The 19,698-nt window shown below is 34.1% G+C and carries 17 protein-coding genes; 14 read left to right on the plus strand and 3 right to left on the minus strand.

Annotated elements, in window-relative coordinates:
* The first annotated feature begins 131 nt into the window (after positions 1–131).
* Positions 132–890: a reverse transcriptase family protein gene (locus tag JM172_RS22875; RefSeq protein WP_214484690.1), complete on the plus strand. Its 759-nt coding sequence runs from the start codon at positions 132–134 to the stop codon at positions 888–890.
* A 255-nt stretch (positions 891–1,145) separates the two neighbouring features.
* On the plus strand, positions 1,146–1,988 hold the full coding sequence (gene xerA / locus JM172_RS22880; protein ID WP_214484692.1) for a site-specific tyrosine recombinase/integron integrase: 843 nt from the start codon (positions 1,146–1,148) through the stop codon (positions 1,986–1,988).
* 684 nt (positions 1,989–2,672) lie between these two features.
* On the opposite strand, the gene JM172_RS22885 is transcribed toward xerA, so the two are convergent.
* Positions 2,673–2,810 carry a hypothetical protein gene (locus tag JM172_RS22885; protein ID WP_214484694.1) on the minus strand — a complete coding sequence of 46 codons (138 nt, stop codon included), beginning with the start codon at positions 2,808–2,810 and terminating at the stop codon, positions 2,673–2,675.
* 242 nt (positions 2,811–3,052) lie between these two features.
* Between JM172_RS22885 and JM172_RS22890 the strand changes: the two genes are divergently transcribed.
* The 6 genes from JM172_RS22890 (at position 3,053) to JM172_RS22915 (ending at position 8,817) form a co-directional block, all read left to right on the plus strand.
* The gene (locus JM172_RS22890) at positions 3,053–3,574 is read left to right on the plus strand and encodes a hypothetical protein (RefSeq protein WP_214484695.1); all 522 of its coding nucleotides are present in this window, start codon (positions 3,053–3,055) and stop codon (positions 3,572–3,574) included.
* A 23-nt stretch (positions 3,575–3,597) separates the two neighbouring features.
* Positions 3,598–4,674, plus strand: a complete 1,077-nt coding sequence (locus JM172_RS22895; protein WP_214484696.1) for a metal-dependent hydrolase — start codon at positions 3,598–3,600, stop codon at positions 4,672–4,674.
* A gap of 503 nt (positions 4,675–5,177) precedes the next feature.
* Positions 5,178–5,318, plus strand: a complete 141-nt coding sequence (locus JM172_RS22900) for a hypothetical protein (RefSeq protein WP_214484697.1) — start codon at positions 5,178–5,180, stop codon at positions 5,316–5,318.
* Positions 5,319–5,822: 504 nt separating this feature from the next.
* On the plus strand, positions 5,823–6,512 hold the full coding sequence (locus JM172_RS22905; protein ID WP_214484698.1) for a hypothetical protein: 690 nt from the start codon (positions 5,823–5,825) through the stop codon (positions 6,510–6,512).
* Positions 6,513–7,231: 719 nt separating this feature from the next.
* Entirely contained in the window at positions 7,232–8,023 is a 792-nt protein-coding gene (locus JM172_RS22910; protein ID WP_214484699.1) for a hypothetical protein, read from the plus strand.
* 215 nt (positions 8,024–8,238) lie between these two features.
* Entirely contained in the window at positions 8,239–8,817 is a 579-nt protein-coding gene (locus tag JM172_RS22915) for a histidine phosphatase family protein (RefSeq protein ID WP_214484700.1), read from the plus strand.
* 182 nt (positions 8,818–8,999) lie between these two features.
* On the opposite strand, the gene JM172_RS22920 is transcribed toward JM172_RS22915, so the two are convergent.
* Complete coding sequence (locus JM172_RS22920) at positions 9,000–9,335, minus strand: hypothetical protein (RefSeq protein ID WP_214484701.1); 336 nt, start codon at positions 9,333–9,335, stop codon at positions 9,000–9,002.
* Between the two features lie 95 nt (positions 9,336–9,430).
* Here JM172_RS22920 and JM172_RS22925 point away from each other — a divergent pair, with 95 nt between their 5' ends.
* The 6 genes from JM172_RS22925 to JM172_RS22950 all read left to right on the plus strand — a co-directional run bounded on the left by JM172_RS22925 (position 9,431) and on the right by JM172_RS22950 (position 18,548).
* A complete protein-coding gene (locus JM172_RS22925; protein WP_214484703.1) occupies positions 9,431–9,676 on the plus strand; it encodes an NUDIX hydrolase in 246 nt (81 codons plus the stop codon).
* Positions 9,677–9,800: 124 nt separating this feature from the next.
* The gene (locus JM172_RS22930; RefSeq protein WP_214484705.1) at positions 9,801–10,730 is read left to right on the plus strand and encodes a helix-turn-helix transcriptional regulator; all 930 of its coding nucleotides are present in this window, start codon (positions 9,801–9,803) and stop codon (positions 10,728–10,730) included.
* Between the two features lie 95 nt (positions 10,731–10,825).
* Positions 10,826–11,767, plus strand: coding sequence for an alpha/beta fold hydrolase (locus JM172_RS22935; protein ID WP_214484708.1), 942 nt, complete (start codon positions 10,826–10,828; stop codon positions 11,765–11,767).
* 710 nt (positions 11,768–12,477) lie between these two features.
* Complete coding sequence (locus tag JM172_RS22940; RefSeq protein ID WP_214484709.1) at positions 12,478–13,065, plus strand: PadR family transcriptional regulator; 588 nt, start codon at positions 12,478–12,480, stop codon at positions 13,063–13,065.
* A 71-nt stretch (positions 13,066–13,136) separates the two neighbouring features.
* A complete protein-coding gene (locus JM172_RS22945; protein ID WP_214484710.1) occupies positions 13,137–14,393 on the plus strand; it encodes an MFS transporter in 1,257 nt (418 codons plus the stop codon).
* A gap of 903 nt (positions 14,394–15,296) precedes the next feature.
* Positions 15,297–18,548 carry a collagenase gene (locus JM172_RS22950; RefSeq protein WP_214484711.1) on the plus strand — a complete coding sequence of 1,084 codons (3,252 nt, stop codon included), beginning with the start codon at positions 15,297–15,299 and terminating at the stop codon, positions 18,546–18,548.
* 228 nt (positions 18,549–18,776) lie between these two features.
* On the opposite strand, the gene JM172_RS22955 is transcribed toward JM172_RS22950, so the two are convergent.
* On the minus strand, positions 18,777–19,076 hold the full coding sequence (locus JM172_RS22955) for a DUF5316 family protein (RefSeq protein ID WP_214484712.1): 300 nt from the start codon (positions 19,074–19,076) through the stop codon (positions 18,777–18,779).
* Positions 19,077–19,698 lie beyond the last annotated feature (622 nt).

The following is a 19,698-nucleotide window of genomic DNA, read 5'->3' on the forward strand; positions in this document are numbered from 1 at the left end:
TGCCGTTGTAGGGAGTCGGATAGCAGCGTAGTACCAATGAAGTTGGGTAATGCCGATGGAGGAAAGGCTGCTACCTAATTATTAACCTTACTATAGACACATTTACTACACACAGAGGTAGGTTATATTAAATGGAAACAAAACTACTAAGGATAGCAGAAATAGCAAAATCTAATCCTAAAATGAAATTCACATCACTTGCATATTTATTAAATAAGCAAGCACTAGCTCAATGTCATTATGAACTACCCAATAGGAAAGCAACTGGGATTAACGGTACAACTAAAGAGATATACGGTGAAAGTTTAGAAGAAAACCTAGATGATTTAGTAAGCAGAATGAAAAGCAAAAGCTACCGTCCTGTTCCAGTAAGGAGAATGTATATTCCGAAGGTTAATTCAAGCAAGAAAAGACCATTAGGTATACCGGAACATGAGGATAAGGTTGTTCAAAAAGGCATTACTAAGATACTAAATACCATCTATGAAAATGATTTTCTAGGATTTACTCACTATTGCAGTAAAAGTAAACAAGGGAAATTTCGGGTGAAGCGGAAATCGAGTCGGACGAAAGTCCAAAGTAAATTAAAAGAGTCTAAAGAATGGTTGAAGAAGAATAGAAATAAAGATATTCATATAATCATGGATAGATTTAGACGCTCACTTATAGGGTACTACAACTACTATTGCATTACAGATAACACAATAAATGTTAGTATATTCAAAGGTGGAATTGAGAAATTATTGTTTAAATGGCTCAATAGAAGAAGTCAAAGGAAATCTTTTACGTGGGATAAATTCAGACTATTTCTTGATAAATATCCACTACCTTCACCAAGAATTAAAGTGAATATATATGATTTAAGAAAAGATATTAGTTATTTTCTGTGAATGATGATTAGGAGGAGCCGTGTGCATTAATAGTGCAAGCACGGTTCTGTGAGGGGATGGAAGTACAATTTACCGTAAGGTAAAAAGACTCCATTCTACTCGACCCCTTGAATATGAAAAGAACTCAATTACCAAAATGATTAGGACTTTGGCATAGAAGTAATTTATAAAATTCTACTATTGTTGAATAAGACTACTAAAAAGTGTCCATACTATTGATAGATTAAAAACTAGCAAATGGGAGAGTGATTGATTATGTTACTGTTGGAGGCTTGGGAACGTTATCAATCTGATAAAAAGATTGAAGGCTATTCTACATTAACTATTAAAAACTATTCTTTTCAACATAATTTACTCCATCGATATTTCGGAGACATAGAAATGAATAAATTTAATACTGAAAATCTAAAAAAGTATTTGATTGAGACTGGGGAAAATTTAAAGGCTTCAAGTTTATGTCATAGAATTAGATATATCAAATCACTGTTTAATTGGGCTTTTGAAGAAGGTATCGTATATAAAAATCCAGCTTCAAAACTAAAAGAACCGAAGGTAGGTAAAAGAATCCCTAAATTCCTATCTGAGCAAGAGATAGAACTCTTACGTGAATCATGTCATACATCGATGGAAAATGCGTTATTCGAATTTATGTATTCTACAGGCTGTCGGATTGGTGAAGTAGTTAAATTAAATAGGGATGATATAAATTTTTCAAGTAAGTCAGTGTTTGTTATGGGTAAGGGAGATAAAGAAAGAGAAGTGTACTTTAACGTAAGATGTGACATTTGGTTAAAAAGATATTTAGATGAAAGAGAAGACGATGATCCAGCATTGTTTGTGACCGAGAGAAAACCGAATCATCGTATGAGTATTGATCTCATGAGATATATCATCAAAAGAATATCTAATCGTGCAGGAATTAAAAAGAATATTCACCCTCACCAATTACGACATAGCTATGCAACACATATGATAAATAATGGTGCTCCAATTGATTTGATACAAAGCTTATTAGGTCATGAGAAAAGTGAAACAACAAAAATATACGCTCAATTAAGTGGGAAATTAAGGCATCAATTTTATAGTCAGTATTTTTAAGAAGAGGACAAATGATAAGTTCTCTTTTTTTTTGTGAGAATTTGTGATGATTTTTCTTTTTAGGGCCATTTAATGGAATAAGAATTCTTGAAAAAGTGCACTTATATATTAATTATTTATTTATGTTAGTTGGATAACAATGGGTTTGAAAACCATATCTTATCATGTTTTAATCTGTAATTATTCCATTCTTTATTTTGATCTTCAGTAATAAAGCTTGCTTCGATAATACCTTTAGATGATTATGATAGCTTTGATTGGGGTATGTCACCAAGTTTTTTAGAAAAGTATCACTCACAAAGTTCATTCCTATGCATTAACTCATAGATAACTTTTAACCTAATTTGATCTAAAAGAGCTTTAAACCTTATTTCGTTCACTTTAGAGGTAGCTTCGATGTTCGTATCTACTAAAGGTTTCCCCTTGACTTCACTCCTTATTAATCGGAAAAATTGATTTTTATAGTGGTGCTAAAAAGTAATGTTAGGAGTATTCTTTTGTTTTATCCCTCTTCTGTTCTTTCTTGCTAATACTCCAAATATAAGATTATGATCTTAGTTCTTCAGCATAGATAAGACAGTCGGTAATAATCGCTTCTGTTGAGGCTGCTTGTACTCAGGGTAAATAGCAACTATGCCAAGAACTAAAGATATAAATTTGAAAGTATATGAATGAAGAGATTTCTTAAGCGAATTCCGTTAGGTTCTTTTTCATCACAACACAATTAATATATCCTTCACCAACTAGATTGACTTTATAGGACAAAAATAAAGCTTCTAATTGGGAAACAAGCGCTTCTTTGTTTTCGCCTAGATATTTCATGATTTTTATCCTCCTATAAACATTTCTTTAAAATTTTCTACTATCATTCCATTTTAAAAAAACAACCTGCATGGTTATGTTTAAAAAGAGCTCATCGTATAAACATGAAGAAATCTTAAGAAATTCTTCATTATGTTACAAAGAAAAACGTAAGATTTGAATGTTATGCTAGAAAAGTAAGAGAACATGAAACGTTTCTACAAAACATAGAAAACGAATCAATCAGTTAGGAGGAAATGTGTGTGACAGAGACTAACCAAACAAAAATGACCCCCTTGATGCGATTCTCCATCGTGGGGTCGTTACTCATATTCACGATTATTTTGATCTATACATCCATAGATTTGGTTCGGTATATGAAAGAAAATCTAAGTGATTCTTCCATCAACTGGGTAGAATCCATTGCTTTGGGTGAAGACATCGGAATCAACTTGGTAACGAGAAATGATGGAAGCACCGAAATGGAAGTCGTAAACGGGGAAATGAAAGAGGTATTCGAAGTATCCGATCAAGATGAAGACATTACCTTGTTTCCGAACGAGTCATTAGGGATATTGGGTGTAATCACAAACGAACAAATTGAACAAATTTCGGTCAATGATTCTAATGAAAAAATATCCATAAATGATTCCAATGGAAAGATCCAGTTCTATCCCTATGAAGGTTATATCTTCTTTTATTCAACCGAGAAAGTAGACGAACCTGTTATTATCAAAGGATTTTCCGACGAAAACGAATTGGTTAGTGAAACTCGTTCTTCATAATCTACGAAAAAGGAGTCTTAATCATGCTTTTAACATTAATTAGTGAAGTGGGATATCACGGCGCCGTCGGAGCCTTTGTTGCGTATTTGATCGGTCGTCGTTATCTTCCGGAAAAGAAATTGTTTCTTTTTATGTTTTTAGGAGTCATTGCGGGGATTGCCCCTGATTTGACTTTGATCTTTGAATTTGCAGGAGGGGTTCTTTCAAGTATCACCGATTTTCCTGTTTTGGAGTTTTTAGGAGTACGTTTGTATTTGATGGGTCATTCGATATTTGTCGCTCCAGCTTTTAGTTTAGGGATAGCGGTTCTGATCCGTCCTATTTTTCCTGAACTGACTTTGAAGATCCGTTGGATGTCTATGTTTTTTTCTATCGTAATTGGGCATTTATTCATGGATTTTCTAGATAATGGATTGCCTTTATTCTTCCCAATAACATATGATCGAGATATTGGTTTAAATGTATTGAACGGGAGCGATGGGTTCCTTGTTCTTTCCTTTAGCGTTTTATTTGCACTTATTCTGGTTCTTCATAAAACGGGAAGGCAAAAATGGGCCCCAAAACTCATTATAGTCGGAGTTGTTCTGCTGGCTTCCTATGGAGGGGTAAGGGAGATGTCGAAAACTCAAATGACAAAGCAATTGTCTGAACAATACCCTGGTGATAAGGTGTACATTGAAGCGGGAAGTGGAAATCCTTTCTCGAGCCGGTTATGGCATTATGAAATCAGGTCGAATTCCGATGATTTTATCTTTATCATTTATGGTGAAGGATCTTTCTCGAATCTGAATGAATCAGAACAAGAACGACTTTTCTTATCAGATAACGGGTATACGCTCTTACTGAGGAAAATAAAAAATGAACATCAATTGTATTTAATAGGAATTCCTTATAATATCGATGAGTCTAGTTATAATTTTGATGTTGGAAAAGAAGACTTGCTTGTTTATGAAGCGGAAGAAGAGTCTGAGGAACTAAAAAGGGTAGAAGGTGAAGAGAAAGACAGTCTTTTAAACGAACTACCTACTCTCTCTAACGAAGCCATCCTTTTTGAAAAACAAGATGTCACCATCAAGGGCATCGATCCGATAGAGGAATGAAGACAAAAACGCCTGAAAAGGCGTTTTTGTTAATTTAGTCAGAAATAAAAATGACTTGATATAAGTTTAAACTATCGTAGAGATAAGTGGAAATGAATATAAAATTAAGTTAGAAAGGGATTTATCCTATACTGACATTAATAATAATGTGTAATTAGTAGTGGGTAAAAATTTTTAAGGGTGGGGTGCATACACATGTCAGTCAGTATGTAGAATAAAAATTTTAGTAACGTGGTTAAAATTTAACTTAATAGCAAGAAAGTTTCCGACTTTTCAAACATAGAAATCAGTAATACTAGCTAAGAGTTCTTCAAAAAATGGAGCTAATCTGAAATACAGATAGTCGTCACTTATTATTTTTGACTATAAATAAGTAGCTTAGCTCCCGTTGACCTTATTAACATAGATATTCGCATATTTAAGTTACGTTATATATATTAGTCTAACCTTCTATTGCGAATAACCATACACATAAAGTAAAAACTCTAGAAGGTGAATTTTTAATGAAAGATAAAGGTTGTAAGTGTAGAGTTGTTCCACCACCACTGCATGGACCACCAGGGAAACCTGGGCCACAAGGTCAGATGGGAATGCAGGGGCAACCAGGGCCGCAAGTAGAGAAGATTTATTTAGCTACAAATTAACTTATTGGAGATTCTTCCTTCATAGGACTAGGTACTGCCGGAGGTTTCATTAATAATAATATGTCATATCAGAGGATGCAATCATTACAAGACTCGTATTTAGTACTCGTAATAATACCTTACTGGCAGGGGACACTGTAACATGCACAATTTTTAAAGATTATAATACTTGTGCTACTGTTCTCCCGCTGGAAACACCAATTTCAGCAACGGTAATCGGGCCGAGTCCAGGTACAATGGAGCCTTTTAACTGTTGTGCTATTGCACAAGGTAATGTCCCAGTTTCCCCAATGTGAGTTATTATCTGTAAGCCCTAAGGAAGTACTCCCTATACTTGTTAGGCACTCTCAGAAAAGAAAGTACCTCATAATACCAATGCGCGTTTCTCTAAGAGACGTGTCTTTTCTTGTTTTTAGTAGTCGATATCTTATAGTGAAACATACACACATTCAAAAACAAGAATACGTACACTAAACATAAATTCATTTAAAGGGTGTTTTATTCATGATCACGTCTTGTAGTTGTAAAAAAACAGTAGCACCATCAAAAGTAACTCAAGAAAAATGTTGCGATTTATTATGTACAATAGGTGAAACTTTTTCAAATGGCATAGATATGCGAATACCCCAGGGTCCTCCATTAACAATTTTCGATACAATCCCTAATCGCGGTAAAAAGGGAGTTATTTCTCTTTTTACGATATTCGAGCCAATAACTTTAACTTTCATACCTCAAGTTGGTGATGCTATTCCTATTCCTTTAAATTCAAGTGAAAACATATCGATTCCTTTCGATAACATAAAACAAATTACTGTAGCCAATTTGGAGGAAGGCGGGAATAGCCTTGAATATGCTATATGCACCTTGTTAGGTACAAAGACGAACTGCTGCAATGTATTATGTTTTCATTCTGATCCTAGTATAAATTTTTTTATACCTACGGGAACTACAAGGACAATTTTTCTAACATTGAATAGTATGGGTGAAACCGGAATGATTACAATAAAGCCCCAAAACTTTAAAATTAAATTAACTTTTATACCTCAAATTGGGGAAAGCACATTTTTCATCTTAGATGAATTCCATTCTATATCGATTCCTTTTGAAAAGATAAAGCAAGTGACAGTTGAAAACTTATCAAATTCTAACGCTGAAATTCGTTATGAAATTTGTACATTAATAGATCCTAATTAAAATATTCATAAGGATAATAATCTCAAGTTGAATTGTGTTTATAAATGACCTACCTACAACGTTATTCAACAAAATGGAGCTTTTCGGTAATAATACAGAAAAGCGTCTTTTTTTATTGCTTTTTTAGTTCGGTGTTTCCTTAATATTTAATTATGTGATTTGTTCTATTATCAAACATGCTATCAACAACATACCGAATTGTACATTGTTAGTTTTTAACCATAACTTGAACTTTTCTACTGAAAACATTATCTAGATTTTCTCTACCTATAGGGAGTTCAAACTAGGCGATAAAATCCAAGCACATATAAAAGGAAGCATATTAGGATCCAAGCCAAGAAGAGCCGAGGTGAAGGATATTGTAAAAGTAGAGTAACACTTACTACCTTGTTTGTTGATTAGAAACTATTGAGTGTAATTATTAAATTTTTGTAGGGTTTTCTTATTGACGTAAAGCCTACTGATTAAAGCTCATGTGCTATTCAATGCATATCTGAAACATAGAAATGTGCCATTATGCATTTTAGAGCCATATTGTGGAGGAATTCTTATTTCACCTAGTGGCCATTATACTTTGCAATAAGCCTCTTCATTTGTAACATTGTGAACAAATGTACTTATGCTAACGTAGTAGGTTGTTATATAGTATATAATTATATATAACAACTATTATGTATTTAATGGCTTCAACTATAAATTTCTAAATAAGGTGTGTAGTGATGGTGAAAGGTAAATCATATATAGAAAACCTTACTTCTTCTGAAACTCAAGTAGAAATTTCAATTAATTTAGATTTCAAATTGCCGAACCCTTTTATGACGTATGCTGTCTGGAATATAAAAAATTGGTCAAAAGACGATAAACAATTTGATAAGTCCTACGGTCCGCTTCAGATACCACCAGACAAAAAAGGATTGTATGTATTATATGATAAAAATAACACTGCTCTGTACGTAGGAATTAACGACGAGGGTAAACAAAGTTCTTTAAATACCAGTTTAAAAAATCAAATGATAAATACCAAATTTAAAGATTATATTTACCGAATTGATACATATTTAATTGATGAACATGAAAAAAGAAAAACAATGAAGCACCTACTGATAAATACATTGTTCCCTATCTTCAATAGGGATACGAATCTTAATAAAACCAGAGAAGAAGAATATATGAAGAATCCTTGTATATATGATGAGGATGAACTTTCAGGAATTGAAGAGGAAGCTAAAATATTTAATTTATCTCCTGCCTATCCATTAATACATCTATATTTTTACTTAAAATATCAAGGCAGTTCAGTTCCAAATGACGATCGGAATTTGATACAGCCAGAAGTGTGGGTAAATTATATAGCAGAAGAGAATAAAATCAGTCAAGTAGATGTATTTAATCATGCTTATCAATATCTAAACTTAGTAAAGGTTCCAGGTGATGAATATAATACACCGTTTGAAGAATTAGAAAATAATATATTTAATAAATTCATGGTAAGACCGAATTATGAGGATTAACCTTTTTGATACATAGAGTAATTTACCTATTTTAATATTAATTAAATTTATGCAGTAAACTAACAAATCAAAGTCAATGGATGTACAGCACAAGGATACTAACAATAGATACGTTATTCGACAATCGTGCGCTAATCTTAAATTGAAGATAAACGTCTTTCTCATTTGGGTGGGAATGTTATATATTAGTTATGGTTTTTGAGAGGAGAAATGGGATGGAGTTAGTATTTATTAGGCACGGACAAGGTGAACATACCATAGATTTACCTAACAGTTTAAATACAACTGACCCAGAATTAACTAATAAAGGAAGGAATCAAGCTATATCACTTAGAAAACAGTTTCCTTTATCAACGACTGATTTAATTTTAATTAGCCCTATGAGTAGAACATTACAAACAGTCCAAATTTGGAGTGAAGGAATAAATTGTAGGAAAATAGTAAGTCCTTTTTTATCTCCAAGAATGTTTCCTCAAAATCAAAAGTGGACTACACTTCCTTGTGATGAACTTCTAACTAAAGAAAAAATTAAATACAAATTCAATGAATTTGATATTGATGAAGAAGACTTATCAAGAGAGTGGTGGACAAAAGGAATAAATAAACTACCAGAACAAGAGTTTGAAAAAATAGCAGATATGTTTTTGAATTGGTGTAAGAGTACTGGTAAAAAAAGAATCTATTTAGTTTCACATGATGGAACAATAACTTCATATAGACAATTTATTACTGGAAAAAAACTATCTCGAAATGATTTTCCTAGAGAGGTCGGCTGGTTGAAAATTAATTGGTAATCTTAAACCATAAATCTTGAGGACCTAAACTGCTTTGAATACTTGGGTTAATTTATCTAACGGAAAGTAATTTTATAAGTATCCCGAATTCAAGTTTTCGGCTTCGGCGCTTTTATATGTAGAAGGATGAGTACCATAAGGTACCAACAGTAGGATATTTAGATACTACTGTTGGTAATTGACTAGTTACGATTGTTTTGATATTTCAACCATTCTTTTATTTCATTCATAAGGAACATTTTCTTATCAGCAATTTCAATATATGGTAGAAATCGATATGTATCATAACTAGTTAACTGTCTTTTTAAAACTGTGTCTGCGATAATAATATCTTTTAGTTCATCTTCGGAAATATGTAGATATTCAAGTAATTCAGACTGAGTCAATAAATCACTATACTCTTCTTTTTCTGGATCATCTCTTTGAGTAGAATAAGAGACTATGTGAGCACTCCAAACTATTGAAGAAGAAAAGATTAAAACATATAGCAGATATAAGAAGTATTTTTTATTTTCCATAAACTACAGTAGATGTACTACTAAGCCCCCTCTATCCTAAGATACATCATCTATAATATCATAATTAGGCTACAATAATAACATTAATAAACTCAATGATTAAAATTAGGAAATTAGAGTTTCTTGATGTTTTTTCTGGACCTGACTTTTACTTAAAGTTACCTAACGGAGATGATATATATTCGATAACTGCTTTTTATTTAACTTCTGAAGCAAAAGGGAACATTGAAATTGATAAATCAGAGTCTATAGATTTACACTATTTTCATATAAATGACTTACCAGAAGGATTAGATGAGGCAGATTACAAGTATATAGAAGCGTATCTAAAAAATAGATAGTAGCAAGATAATAAATTCGTGGCATCAAAACGTTCAGCGATTATAAGCATGATATGTAAAAAAATACTTTGACAAAAACACCTTATACTTTAGAATATGCCAAATATATATTAAGGGGATGAATATGAAAATAGACCGTTTGCTGACAATCATTGTTATATTACTTAATAGAAGTCGAATATCGGCAAAAGAACTTGCGGAAAAGTTTGAAGTTTCAGTTCGAACGATTTACAGAGACATTGAATCTATTAATATGGCTGGTATTCCGATCATATCATACTCTGGGAATAATGGTGGTTTTGGTATTAAGGAGAATTATAAATTAAACCATCAGTTGCTGACACTAAACAATTTGTGTTCCATACTTTCAGCACTTAAAGGTGTTAACTCTACATTTGAGGATGTTGAGCTTGAATCATCCATAGAAAAACTGCGAAATATTATTCCACAGGATAAAATTCATCATCTTGACCTGCATATGGAGCAAATTATAATTGGTATGCAGCCTTGGGCATACACCTCAAAACAAAAAGAACTGGTCAAAAATATCCGGAATGCTATCACTCAATCACAATTGATTACAATTATATATAGAAACTATACAAACGAAACAAGTACAAGACAGATAGAACCGATGTCATTAATCTTTAAAGGTTATACATGGTATCTGTTTGGCTATTGTCACTTAAAAACAAATTTCAGGGTATTCAGGATTTCACGCATTATTGACTTGCAGGTTGAAGATGTACTATTCAAGCGTAGGGAAAAGTCATATCAAGAAATTGAAGAGGCATCAAAGAAGCAGGTCTCCTTAACCAGCATTACATTAAAATTCGTACCCCAGGTGAGGTCCCGAGTTGAAGATATTTTTGACAAAGAAAATATTGAAATTCTGAATACAGGTGAACTGATTGTGACTGCACACTTTCCAGAGAAGGAATGGTATTACGGATTGATATTCAGTTTTGGCGAACACGTCGAAGTGTTAGGTCCTGAAAGGGTACGCCAAGCTGTTGCATCTAGAATAAAATCGATGCTTGAAAAATATCAGTAAATTATTTTTTCAAACCTGACACGCTAGTGTCACACCACTATGCTACTATGCTAACTGTAACAGTCTTTTAGTACAGTTGTATAGGAGGAAATATGATGATTAATAAAACTGATTTTCCCAAGCCTGCCCTTATTTCAGTCAACGGTGTGGAACTCGAAGTCTTTGAAGCTGGACGACAAAATATAGGAAAACCTATTGTACTCTGTCATGGCTGGCCAGAGCATGCCTTTTCTTGGCGCCATCAGGTGCCCGCCCTTGTCGCAGCGGGCTACCATGTCATCATCCCAAACCAGCGGGGATATGGCAACTCATCCCGTCCGAGCGAAGTGACAGACTATGACATTGAAAATTTGTCGGGTGATCTCATCGCACTTCTCGATCACTACGAATACGAAGATGCCACCTTTGTCGGTCATGATTGGGGTGCAATGGTCGTTTGGGGGCTGACCTTATTGCATCCGAACCGTGTAAATAAAGTGGTAAATTTGAGCTTGCCTTACCAAGAGCGGGGAGAAAAACCCTGGATCGAATTCATGGAAGAAGTACTTGGTGACGACTACTATTTTGTTCACTTCAACCGACAGCCAGGTGTCGCAGACGCTATATTAGAAGAAAATACATTCCAGTTTCTTCGCAACATTTACCGGAAGAACGAGCCTCCTAGAGCACCTCAGCCAGGTATGGCGATGATTAATCTTGCTAGAGCAGAAAACCCACTCGGTGAACCCATAATGAGCGACAGCGAATTGGCTGTTTTCATCTCTGCCTTCAAATCAACAGGCTTCACGGCAAGTATAAATTGGTACAGGAACCTTGACCGCAACTGGCGCATATTGGCGGACGTGAACCCAATCATCCAACAGCCTGCACTTATGATCTATGGCGACAGGGATGTGATCCCGAAGTCTAAAAAACTAACTGAGTTCGTGCCTAATGTGGAAGTGGTCAATCTGGATTGCGGTCATTGGATCCAGCAAGAAAAGCCGAATGAAACAAACCAAGTGATTTTAAAATGGCTGGAACAATGGGAGATGTAATTTTTTTTCAACAACCAAGAAGAGTTTACTTTAGAAGAACACCATGTTGAAGTTAGTGCAATTTGGGTGTGCTATTTCAGGATAAGTACAGAGCGTGCAAGCCTTACTTGATCTGAATCAGTAGAAGCCGCTCTTTGTTTTGGGAGGATTGACGGTATGCGAAAAACCATTTGAAGAATTAGGATATACTGTTAATCAAGAAACCAGCATACAAGAAGTAAAAGAAATGTTAATAAGTCATTACTCTAAAGAAATAAAATAGATGCTTACAGAATTCCCAACTGCTATTGAAACAGAAGACTATATTTAATACCACCCAGACGATACCAAAATTGCAGAGGGGTAGCAAATCCCTACTACTCTAAGATTATTAGCTATTAATAATAAATCAACCAGAAATGTACTGGCTGACCTCATAATACCAACTGGCGTAATTCTGTAATACAGAAAAGCGTCTTTTTTTTATGGAGGTTGTTATAACAAAAGTGTGGAACCATAAAAATGGGCATTTAATGTACTTACTTTTTATCAGTAAAATCATTGTTCTGGGAAAAAACTTCCTTTCTTGAGGAGGTTTTCTTATGAAAACGCCCAGAAAGTCAACATTATGAAATATGAGTTGTTTAAATATTTGTAATTATTATTGACGAATTTTATATATATCGCTACAATATATCGTAACGATATATAGATGTTGGAGGAGGGTAACATTGTCAGTAAAACATATTTTATTAGGCGTATTAAGTTGGTATCCGTCGTCTGGATATGGCATAAAAAAAGAAGTTGAATATAAGGGACGAGAATTAGGCTGGGGCAAGATAAGTTATGGTTCTATCTATCCTAAGTTAAAAGAATTAGAAAATGAGAAATTAATTTATTGTTATGAAACACAAGAGGATGGGAGAACAACCAAAGTCTATGATCTAACGAAAAAAGGCTGGGATGAGCTTCAAGTTTGGTTGTCTGCAACTCCTTCTTATCCAGTTGTTCGTGATGAGTTGATGATGAAAATGAGCTTTTGGAAAGACGACAGTGGACAACTAATCAATCACCTTGAAATGAGAAAAAAAGAATCACTTCATATGCTTGATCACTTTAAGCAATGGGAAAACAATGAGGTATCGTTAATTACAGGTATTGCTGCGCTGTCAATGGATTATGTAAAGTTACAGCTCAAAACTGAAATAGAATGGATAGACCAAGCAATCTACCGTCTTCGTAATAATGAACTTTCACAAACCAAAGATCCCTATCAATTAACCGAAAAAGCATATGAGCGTCAGAAGAAAAGTAAATAGATGCTAGTTCCATTGGCGGAAATGAAATGTTAGGTGGTGGAGATTAGGTGGAGAAGAGTTTGTTACAAGCTTTGAAAATTAAGGAATTTAAATGGCTATTTAGTGGGCAGGTTGTTTCTGATTTTGGAAATTGGCTAAGTTTTATGGCTGTTATGATAATGTTCACCTATCACTGGGAGCTACCTGCCGAACAGTTAGCGCTCCTCCCCATCGTAATTGCTATACCGTGGATTTTCCTTAGTCCATTTTCAGGGGTATGGGCTGATCGATTTTCGAAAAAGAAACTAATGATTATTTGTGACCTTGTTAGGAGTATACTTACTTTCATGCTGATTTTTGCACAGAATATTTGGAGCGTACTTATATTTATTGTATTAATTCATAGTGTCGCTACATTCTTTGATCCAGCAAGACAGGCTGCTATAAAGGAATATGTACCTGAAAATCAACTATTACAGGCTAATTCACTGAGTCAGTTATCTGTTCAAATATCAAAAGTATTATCTCCAACTATTGGTGGGGTTATTGTAGCGTTTTGGAATCCGGTATATGCTTTTATTATTAATAGTATATGTTTTTTAATTTCTGCTATTTTACTCTCAAGGTTACCTAATGTAAAGAAAAAAATGACACCTAATATTGAATCGAAAGAAACAAAATTCCTTTCGGAACTGTTAAGTGGACTAAAACAAATTGTGAGAAGTAAATATCTTATTATTGCAGTTTTGTGTGTATTCTCCATGATGTTTTTTATATATCTTTATGATAGCTATATAGCTCTATGGTCAAAAGAAATTGGTATTCCTTCTACGTCATTCTCTCTTATAATAAGTGGGATAGGCCTGGGTAGTGTTCTTGGTGCATTCATAGTTGGATCTTTTGGGAACAGAATCCATCCTATACGAATGATTTTGACAATTCCCATCATGAACGGAATCCTTTTTTCAATAATTGGACTTGGGGGAATAAATGTTATTTCTCTGAATGTTGTAGTTTGGTTTATAATTTGGATGATGATTGGAGTGATCGGTGCTGGTATTCCGATCGCATTTGCAACCATTATTCAAACTGAAACTCCATCAACTATGACTGGGAAGGTATATGGATTTGCACAATCAATCATAAATATTCCGATTTTAATTGCCCCTCTAATCGGAGCAAAGCTAATTAATTTACTTGGCATAGGATATGTGTTTTTAATATCGGGACTTACATTTAGTGTAATGTCGTTTGTAGCTTTGATTATCTTTGAATTTAATAAAAGAACAAACAAAATTTCTGATAATATTGAAATGGAAAGCCGAGAGTTTAACACTCCCAGTTCCTAAAAAAACGAGATCGAAACTAAAATATGAAGTTTTGCAAATATGGAAAAAGAAAATGAAATTCTATATTCCTTGGAGGTATTTCATCTCTTAAAGTAAGGGTAAGTACTTATTTATAATTTTTTATTTAGTGGTTAAGTCCGAAAAGTTATATTATGTAAATTTTGGTGTTTAAATCCAAAAATAATTATATCTAAACCTAATCGATATCCAACTCTTTTATACAAGGAATTACTTTATTAAATTGGTATCTAAATAGCATTCTTGTACGGCTTTAACAAAGATTATTTCATAATATAGTTATTAGGAACTAAAGTGATCTTCAGCAAATGGCGCTAATCTGTAAAAGGATTAGCGCTTTTCTTCATTTTAGGTTCATGTTTGTATTCAAAAAAGATGTAGGGAAAATCATTGTCCTGTAAATTTTTTATACATTTTAATGTAAATTTCTGAATTATGTAAACTTAATTTTACATTGATTACACTGTCTTTCTGAAGTGACATTCACGAATATTACTTTTTACAATAACAGTATTTTGAGTATGTATTCGAAAAAATAATAACTTGGCACATAGTTTGCATTAATATACATCGAAAGAAATTATTATGAATTTTAAAAAGGGGGAAATAAACAATATGTTAGCTTTGTTACGGAATTAACTAACAATAATGTTTTTCTGTTAAGCCGATTGGCTTGTTTTAATACCTCTCTTTGAATCTATTTTATCAATTTTCACCGCAATTCTATTATTCTTATTCCTCTTATTAGAACCTTGTCTATATCATGCACTGAATATACAGGATTTTATTTTTTGAAAACATAGTAAAAATTTAGTGTTTATCTAATTTAATTCCTTATTTCATAAGCGCGTAATTAAAAAACAGAATCTTAGGAGGACTAAATTATTGAAAAAATTAAATAAGAAAGTATTAAAAAAGGTAGGTAGCTCATTTCTCATAGCCAGCTTGTTACTTCCTGTAGGATATAATGCATATGCACAAGAGAAAAGTAAAGCAAATTATGACCAGATGCTTGAGAGTGGTTTCGAGACTAAACAATTATTTGAAAAAGCATTGGAAAGTGAAAAAACAGTACACGTTAAAAATGCAGATATTTTAGATCGAATACGTCCAGATGCCCCTATATCTGAAAGCCAGAATGACAATGGTAGTTTTACCATTTCTGCAGCAGCTTCTTATTCGTTTTATGATTTAAATAGAATGAGTGATGCAGAATTAGTAAATACTTTAGTCTCAATGGAATCAATTGATGATATTGCAGATTTTTGGAGCTATAGCATGGATGTAGTGGATTTCTATGGGGATCAACAGCGTATTCGCTATTTATTAGATGAGATTGAATACTTAGGATCTCGATACACTGCGAATGATGATAGAGGACTCGCTATTTTAATAGAAGTGGTGAATAAAGGTTTTCTATATGAGTTTGATTATGAGGACCCTGAGATGGCTTATATGAGTGACTTTTCATTTAGGGAAGAAGTCACACCTGCAATTGTTTCTGTTATGAGAAATAGTAATTTTGCATTAGGAACAGCTACTCAAGATGCTGTTGTATCGAAAACTGGATTTTTTATCAGCCATGCAACGGTAGATCTCGCTTTATTTGAGGAAGCGCTCCCTATATTCCAGGATTATCATTCAAGAGTAAACACATATATAGAAGAAACATCAAAAAATTCAGCATTTTATGGTTTAATTAGTGGACTAGAATACGTTCAATACTGGACTTATCGTAACGGTCCATACAATTCTGAGAATGAAGTACCTTGGTATGGACAAATTGATTATTTCTTTAGTGAAATAGCAGAGATCATAACATTTAGTCAATTTGAGGGGACGGAACATGAGTGGCTAGTAGATAATGCCGTTTGGTTCATAAGTGAAGAGGGAAGATTTCATAGTAATACTAATTTTGTATTGGACACATTTGAAAGTGCACTCAATGACTATCCGTATTACGGTATGATCTATATAGCCTTAGCGAAGAAAGTTTCAGATTTAGGTGGAAGCATTAATTATGATCGAGTCGTTAGAGATTATGAAGATCATTACTATGGAAATGAGTATGTCTTTGATGATGGGGAATTTGTCATTAAAGCAGGGGATAGAGTAACACAAGAAGAAATTGAAAGAATTTATTGGGCTGCTAAGGAAGAAAAGGCTCAATTCCATCGCTATTACGGAGTAGATGAACCAGTTGAACTGGGGAATGCAGACGATGTTCTTACAGCGATTATTTATAATGACCGCGACGAATACGATATAAATCGATATCTTAACAATGTTGATACGAATAATGGCGGGATTTATATTGAATCATGGGGAACGTTTTTTACCTGGGATCGAGAAGTACCAACCGATAGTATTTATGAACTTGAGGAGTTATTCCGTCACGAGTACTTCCACTATCTACAAAGTAGATATTTAATCCCTGGAATGTGGGGAAGTACTTCTCTATACGATTGGGATCGATTGGTTTGGGTGGAAGAAGGAGGCGGTGAATTCTTTGCTGGAGCAACAAGAACTGGAATTGACACTAGATCAACCAAAATTAGAAATATACATTCAGACCCTAGGGATCGCTATACGCTAGATGAGGTATTACATGGAACATATGGTTCTTGGGATATTTATGACTATTCATATGCTTTTTATGATTTTATTGCGAAAAAGCATATGGATATATTTGATCGAGTTCTTGAGCTTTTACAAGCAGAGGATGCTTCAGGCTTCGATCGATACATGGATGAATTGTCTCGTGATACAACTTTAGAAACAGATTACCAGGCTCATTTAGACGAGCTAGTCAGGGATGGAGGCCGAGTGGTTCTTGTTGAAGATGACTATACGGCGAACCATACAGATCGTGATTTGAGTACGATTGAGAATGATATTTTAAATGAAATTCCTTTATACAATATATTGAATAGGCAAAAAAGATCCGATCTTTTGAATACCTATTCGGTGGAGGGTACGTATGAAGGTGGAAGATCATACGGCTGGAGTAGTGACAAGGAAGCAATGAATACCATCGTAAACGATGTGCTGGGAAGCTTAGACACAAGGTGGAGTGGTTATAGAACTGTAACAGCTTACTTTGTGAATCATCGCGTAAATTCAAGTGGTAATTATGAATTCGATGTGGTGTTCCATGGTTTATTGCCAGGTGGAGCAGTTATAGGAACTCCACCAACAGCGTTCCTCGAGAGTCCAAGTTCTCCAGTAAATGTGAATGAAACTGTTCAATTTTATGGAGATCGATCCTCTGATTCTGATGGAACAATTGTATCCTATACATGGAATTTCAGTGACGGAACAACGAGTAATGAAGCAAACCCTACTCATGTATTTACTTCTGCTGGTGATTACAATGTAACGTTAACCGTAGAGGATGATGACGGTTTAACGGACCGTGATAGTGTCACGATTACCGTTGGAGATGGCGGTGTTATTATACCACCATCGGACTTTGAATCAGAACCCAACGACCGACAATCCGAAGCGAATCAACTAGTTGATCAAATTAGTGGAACGTTAGATTACGCATCAGGTGATCACACAGATTGGTTCTATATCGATGTTGATACAGCAGGAGATGTAGCTGTTGACGTAACAAGTGTTGGTGGAGAAATAAATGTAGTTGTTGAGGATGAGGTTGGAAATGTCATAGCAAGACCATTAACTGATGGTACCTTTAATGTTCCAGCTGGAAGATACTATGTTATTGCTTATACGTGGAGTGGAGAGCTAACAGCTGAATACACGATTACTGTAAATGGAGCAGGAAATGGCGGTGGTGATGGAGGTACAACAACCCCGGATACAGAGACAGAACCTAATGATCGTAGATCAGAAGCTAACTTGCTTGATAGTAGTATAGAAGGCTCTTTAGATTATGATGCAGGTGATAATCAAGATTGGTTCTACTTTGATATAGATACATCTGGAAATGTTTTAATAGATGCAACCTCTGTTGGTGGAGACTTCAATGTTCAAGTAGAAGATGAGAGTGGAAACCTTGTAGCAAACCTAAGTGATGGTTCATTTAACGTATCTGCAGGAAGATACTATGTCATTGTGTATACTTGGTCAGGCCAACCTGTAGTAGATTATACCGTTCAAATAACAAAGTAAAAATAAGAAGTGAGGAGTTGGATGGGAGTAATAGGTTCTCACATCCTACTCTTCCACAATTTGGTGCTAAACTGAAAGAGAGATAAGCGTCTTTTCCCATTTACCAGTGGATAAATTCATCGTTACAATATTTGTGTCAACAAGCCAACTATCAGCGTCTCTCCCATATTATCATCACAAAGTATTTATAAAGAATATGAAATATAACTTATTTGTTTGTTCATCTTACTAATTTGATTTTTGCAGGTAGTATATAATCATTCCAAGTGCGAGGGGAGGTAATGAAGTAATCATTAAATTCTTTGTCCATTTTAACCTCCACTTTTTATCTTCTTTATCTTCGCTATTTAGATTTGCTCTCATTCTGTCACCACTTACACCAAATCCCGAAATCATTATTCCAAGAAGAATAAGTATTGAACTGCACGAAAGTAAATAAATGTGAATGTATTGTAAGTTACCATAAATATACGTTGAAATAATAATTATTAATATGAATAGGACACCAGTAAATAATGATTTAACCATAAATCACACTCTCCTTAAAGTATCAAAAAATTTTTCATAATTAATAGTCTACTAGCCATTGAGTTACCTCATTCCCTAGTTTAACTTTTGTTTTGAACCAAGTAAACATATTAGAAATCAGTTGAAAAAGTTTTGTATTAAGAATTCGATAAGCAAGTATGGAGGAGATTATGGGGAACATTTATAGGTAGTGAACCATACGATGGTCTTATTCACATAGACAAAGTGAACCTTCAGTTATATTATCGTTGAGATCAAATTAATAGTAAATAGAAGCATTTTATAAATGATATTAAGGGGACAGCTCCATTCTCTGAAAGTGGAAAGGCGTATGACGGTATTTGACTCATTGATGTTTGCTTTTCTTTAGTTGGACTTGTCGTTTCGATACTGGCCTTCAAGAAAAAAGACAACATAACGCTTTAGTCGAGCGATTGGTGGTTATTAGAGGCTGGGACAAAACCCACCTCTGAGATGAAAAAGCCGGTGAAATTTTACAAGAAGTAAAATTTCACCGGCTTTGTTTATTTTGGAATTAAAATAAGGACCACTTCTGATAAAATAAAGTTACCACACCAAATTTCATCGGAAAGAAGGGTCCTTATGTTTAAAAATTATATCA

It is taken from the genome of Bacillus sp. SM2101 (assembly GCF_018588585.1).
Lineage (GTDB): Bacteria > Bacillota > Bacilli > Bacillales > SM2101 > Nanhaiella > Nanhaiella sioensis.

Bases quoted from the DNA above. Each gene is read 5' to 3' on its own strand.
- JM172_RS22875 (WP_214484690.1), top strand. From the start codon at position 132: ATGGAAACAAAACTACTAAGGATAGCAGAAATAGCAAAATCTAATCCT.
- xerA (WP_214484692.1), top strand. From the start codon at position 1,146: ATGTTACTGTTGGAGGCTTGGGAACGTTATCAATCTGATAAAAAGATT.
- JM172_RS22885 (WP_214484694.1), bottom strand. From the start codon at position 2,810: ATGAAATATCTAGGCGAAAACAAAGAAGCGCTTGTTTCCCAATTAGAA.
- JM172_RS22895 (WP_214484696.1), top strand. From the start codon at position 3,598: ATGCTTTTAACATTAATTAGTGAAGTGGGATATCACGGCGCCGTCGGA.
- JM172_RS22900 (WP_214484697.1), top strand. From the start codon at position 5,178: ATGAAAGATAAAGGTTGTAAGTGTAGAGTTGTTCCACCACCACTGCAT.
- JM172_RS22905 (WP_214484698.1), top strand. From the start codon at position 5,823: ATGATCACGTCTTGTAGTTGTAAAAAAACAGTAGCACCATCAAAAGTA.
- JM172_RS22910 (WP_214484699.1), top strand. From the start codon at position 7,232: ATGGTGAAAGGTAAATCATATATAGAAAACCTTACTTCTTCTGAAACT.
- JM172_RS22915 (WP_214484700.1), top strand. From the start codon at position 8,239: ATGGAGTTAGTATTTATTAGGCACGGACAAGGTGAACATACCATAGAT.
- JM172_RS22920 (WP_214484701.1), bottom strand. From the start codon at position 9,335: ATGGAAAATAAAAAATACTTCTTATATCTGCTATATGTTTTAATCTTT.
- JM172_RS22925 (WP_214484703.1), top strand. From the start codon at position 9,431: ATGATTAAAATTAGGAAATTAGAGTTTCTTGATGTTTTTTCTGGACCT.
- JM172_RS22930 (WP_214484705.1), top strand. From the start codon at position 9,801: ATGAAAATAGACCGTTTGCTGACAATCATTGTTATATTACTTAATAGA.
- JM172_RS22935 (WP_214484708.1), top strand. From the start codon at position 10,826: ATGATTAATAAAACTGATTTTCCCAAGCCTGCCCTTATTTCAGTCAAC.
- JM172_RS22955 (WP_214484712.1), bottom strand. From the start codon at position 19,076: ATGGTTAAATCATTATTTACTGGTGTCCTATTCATATTAATAATTATT.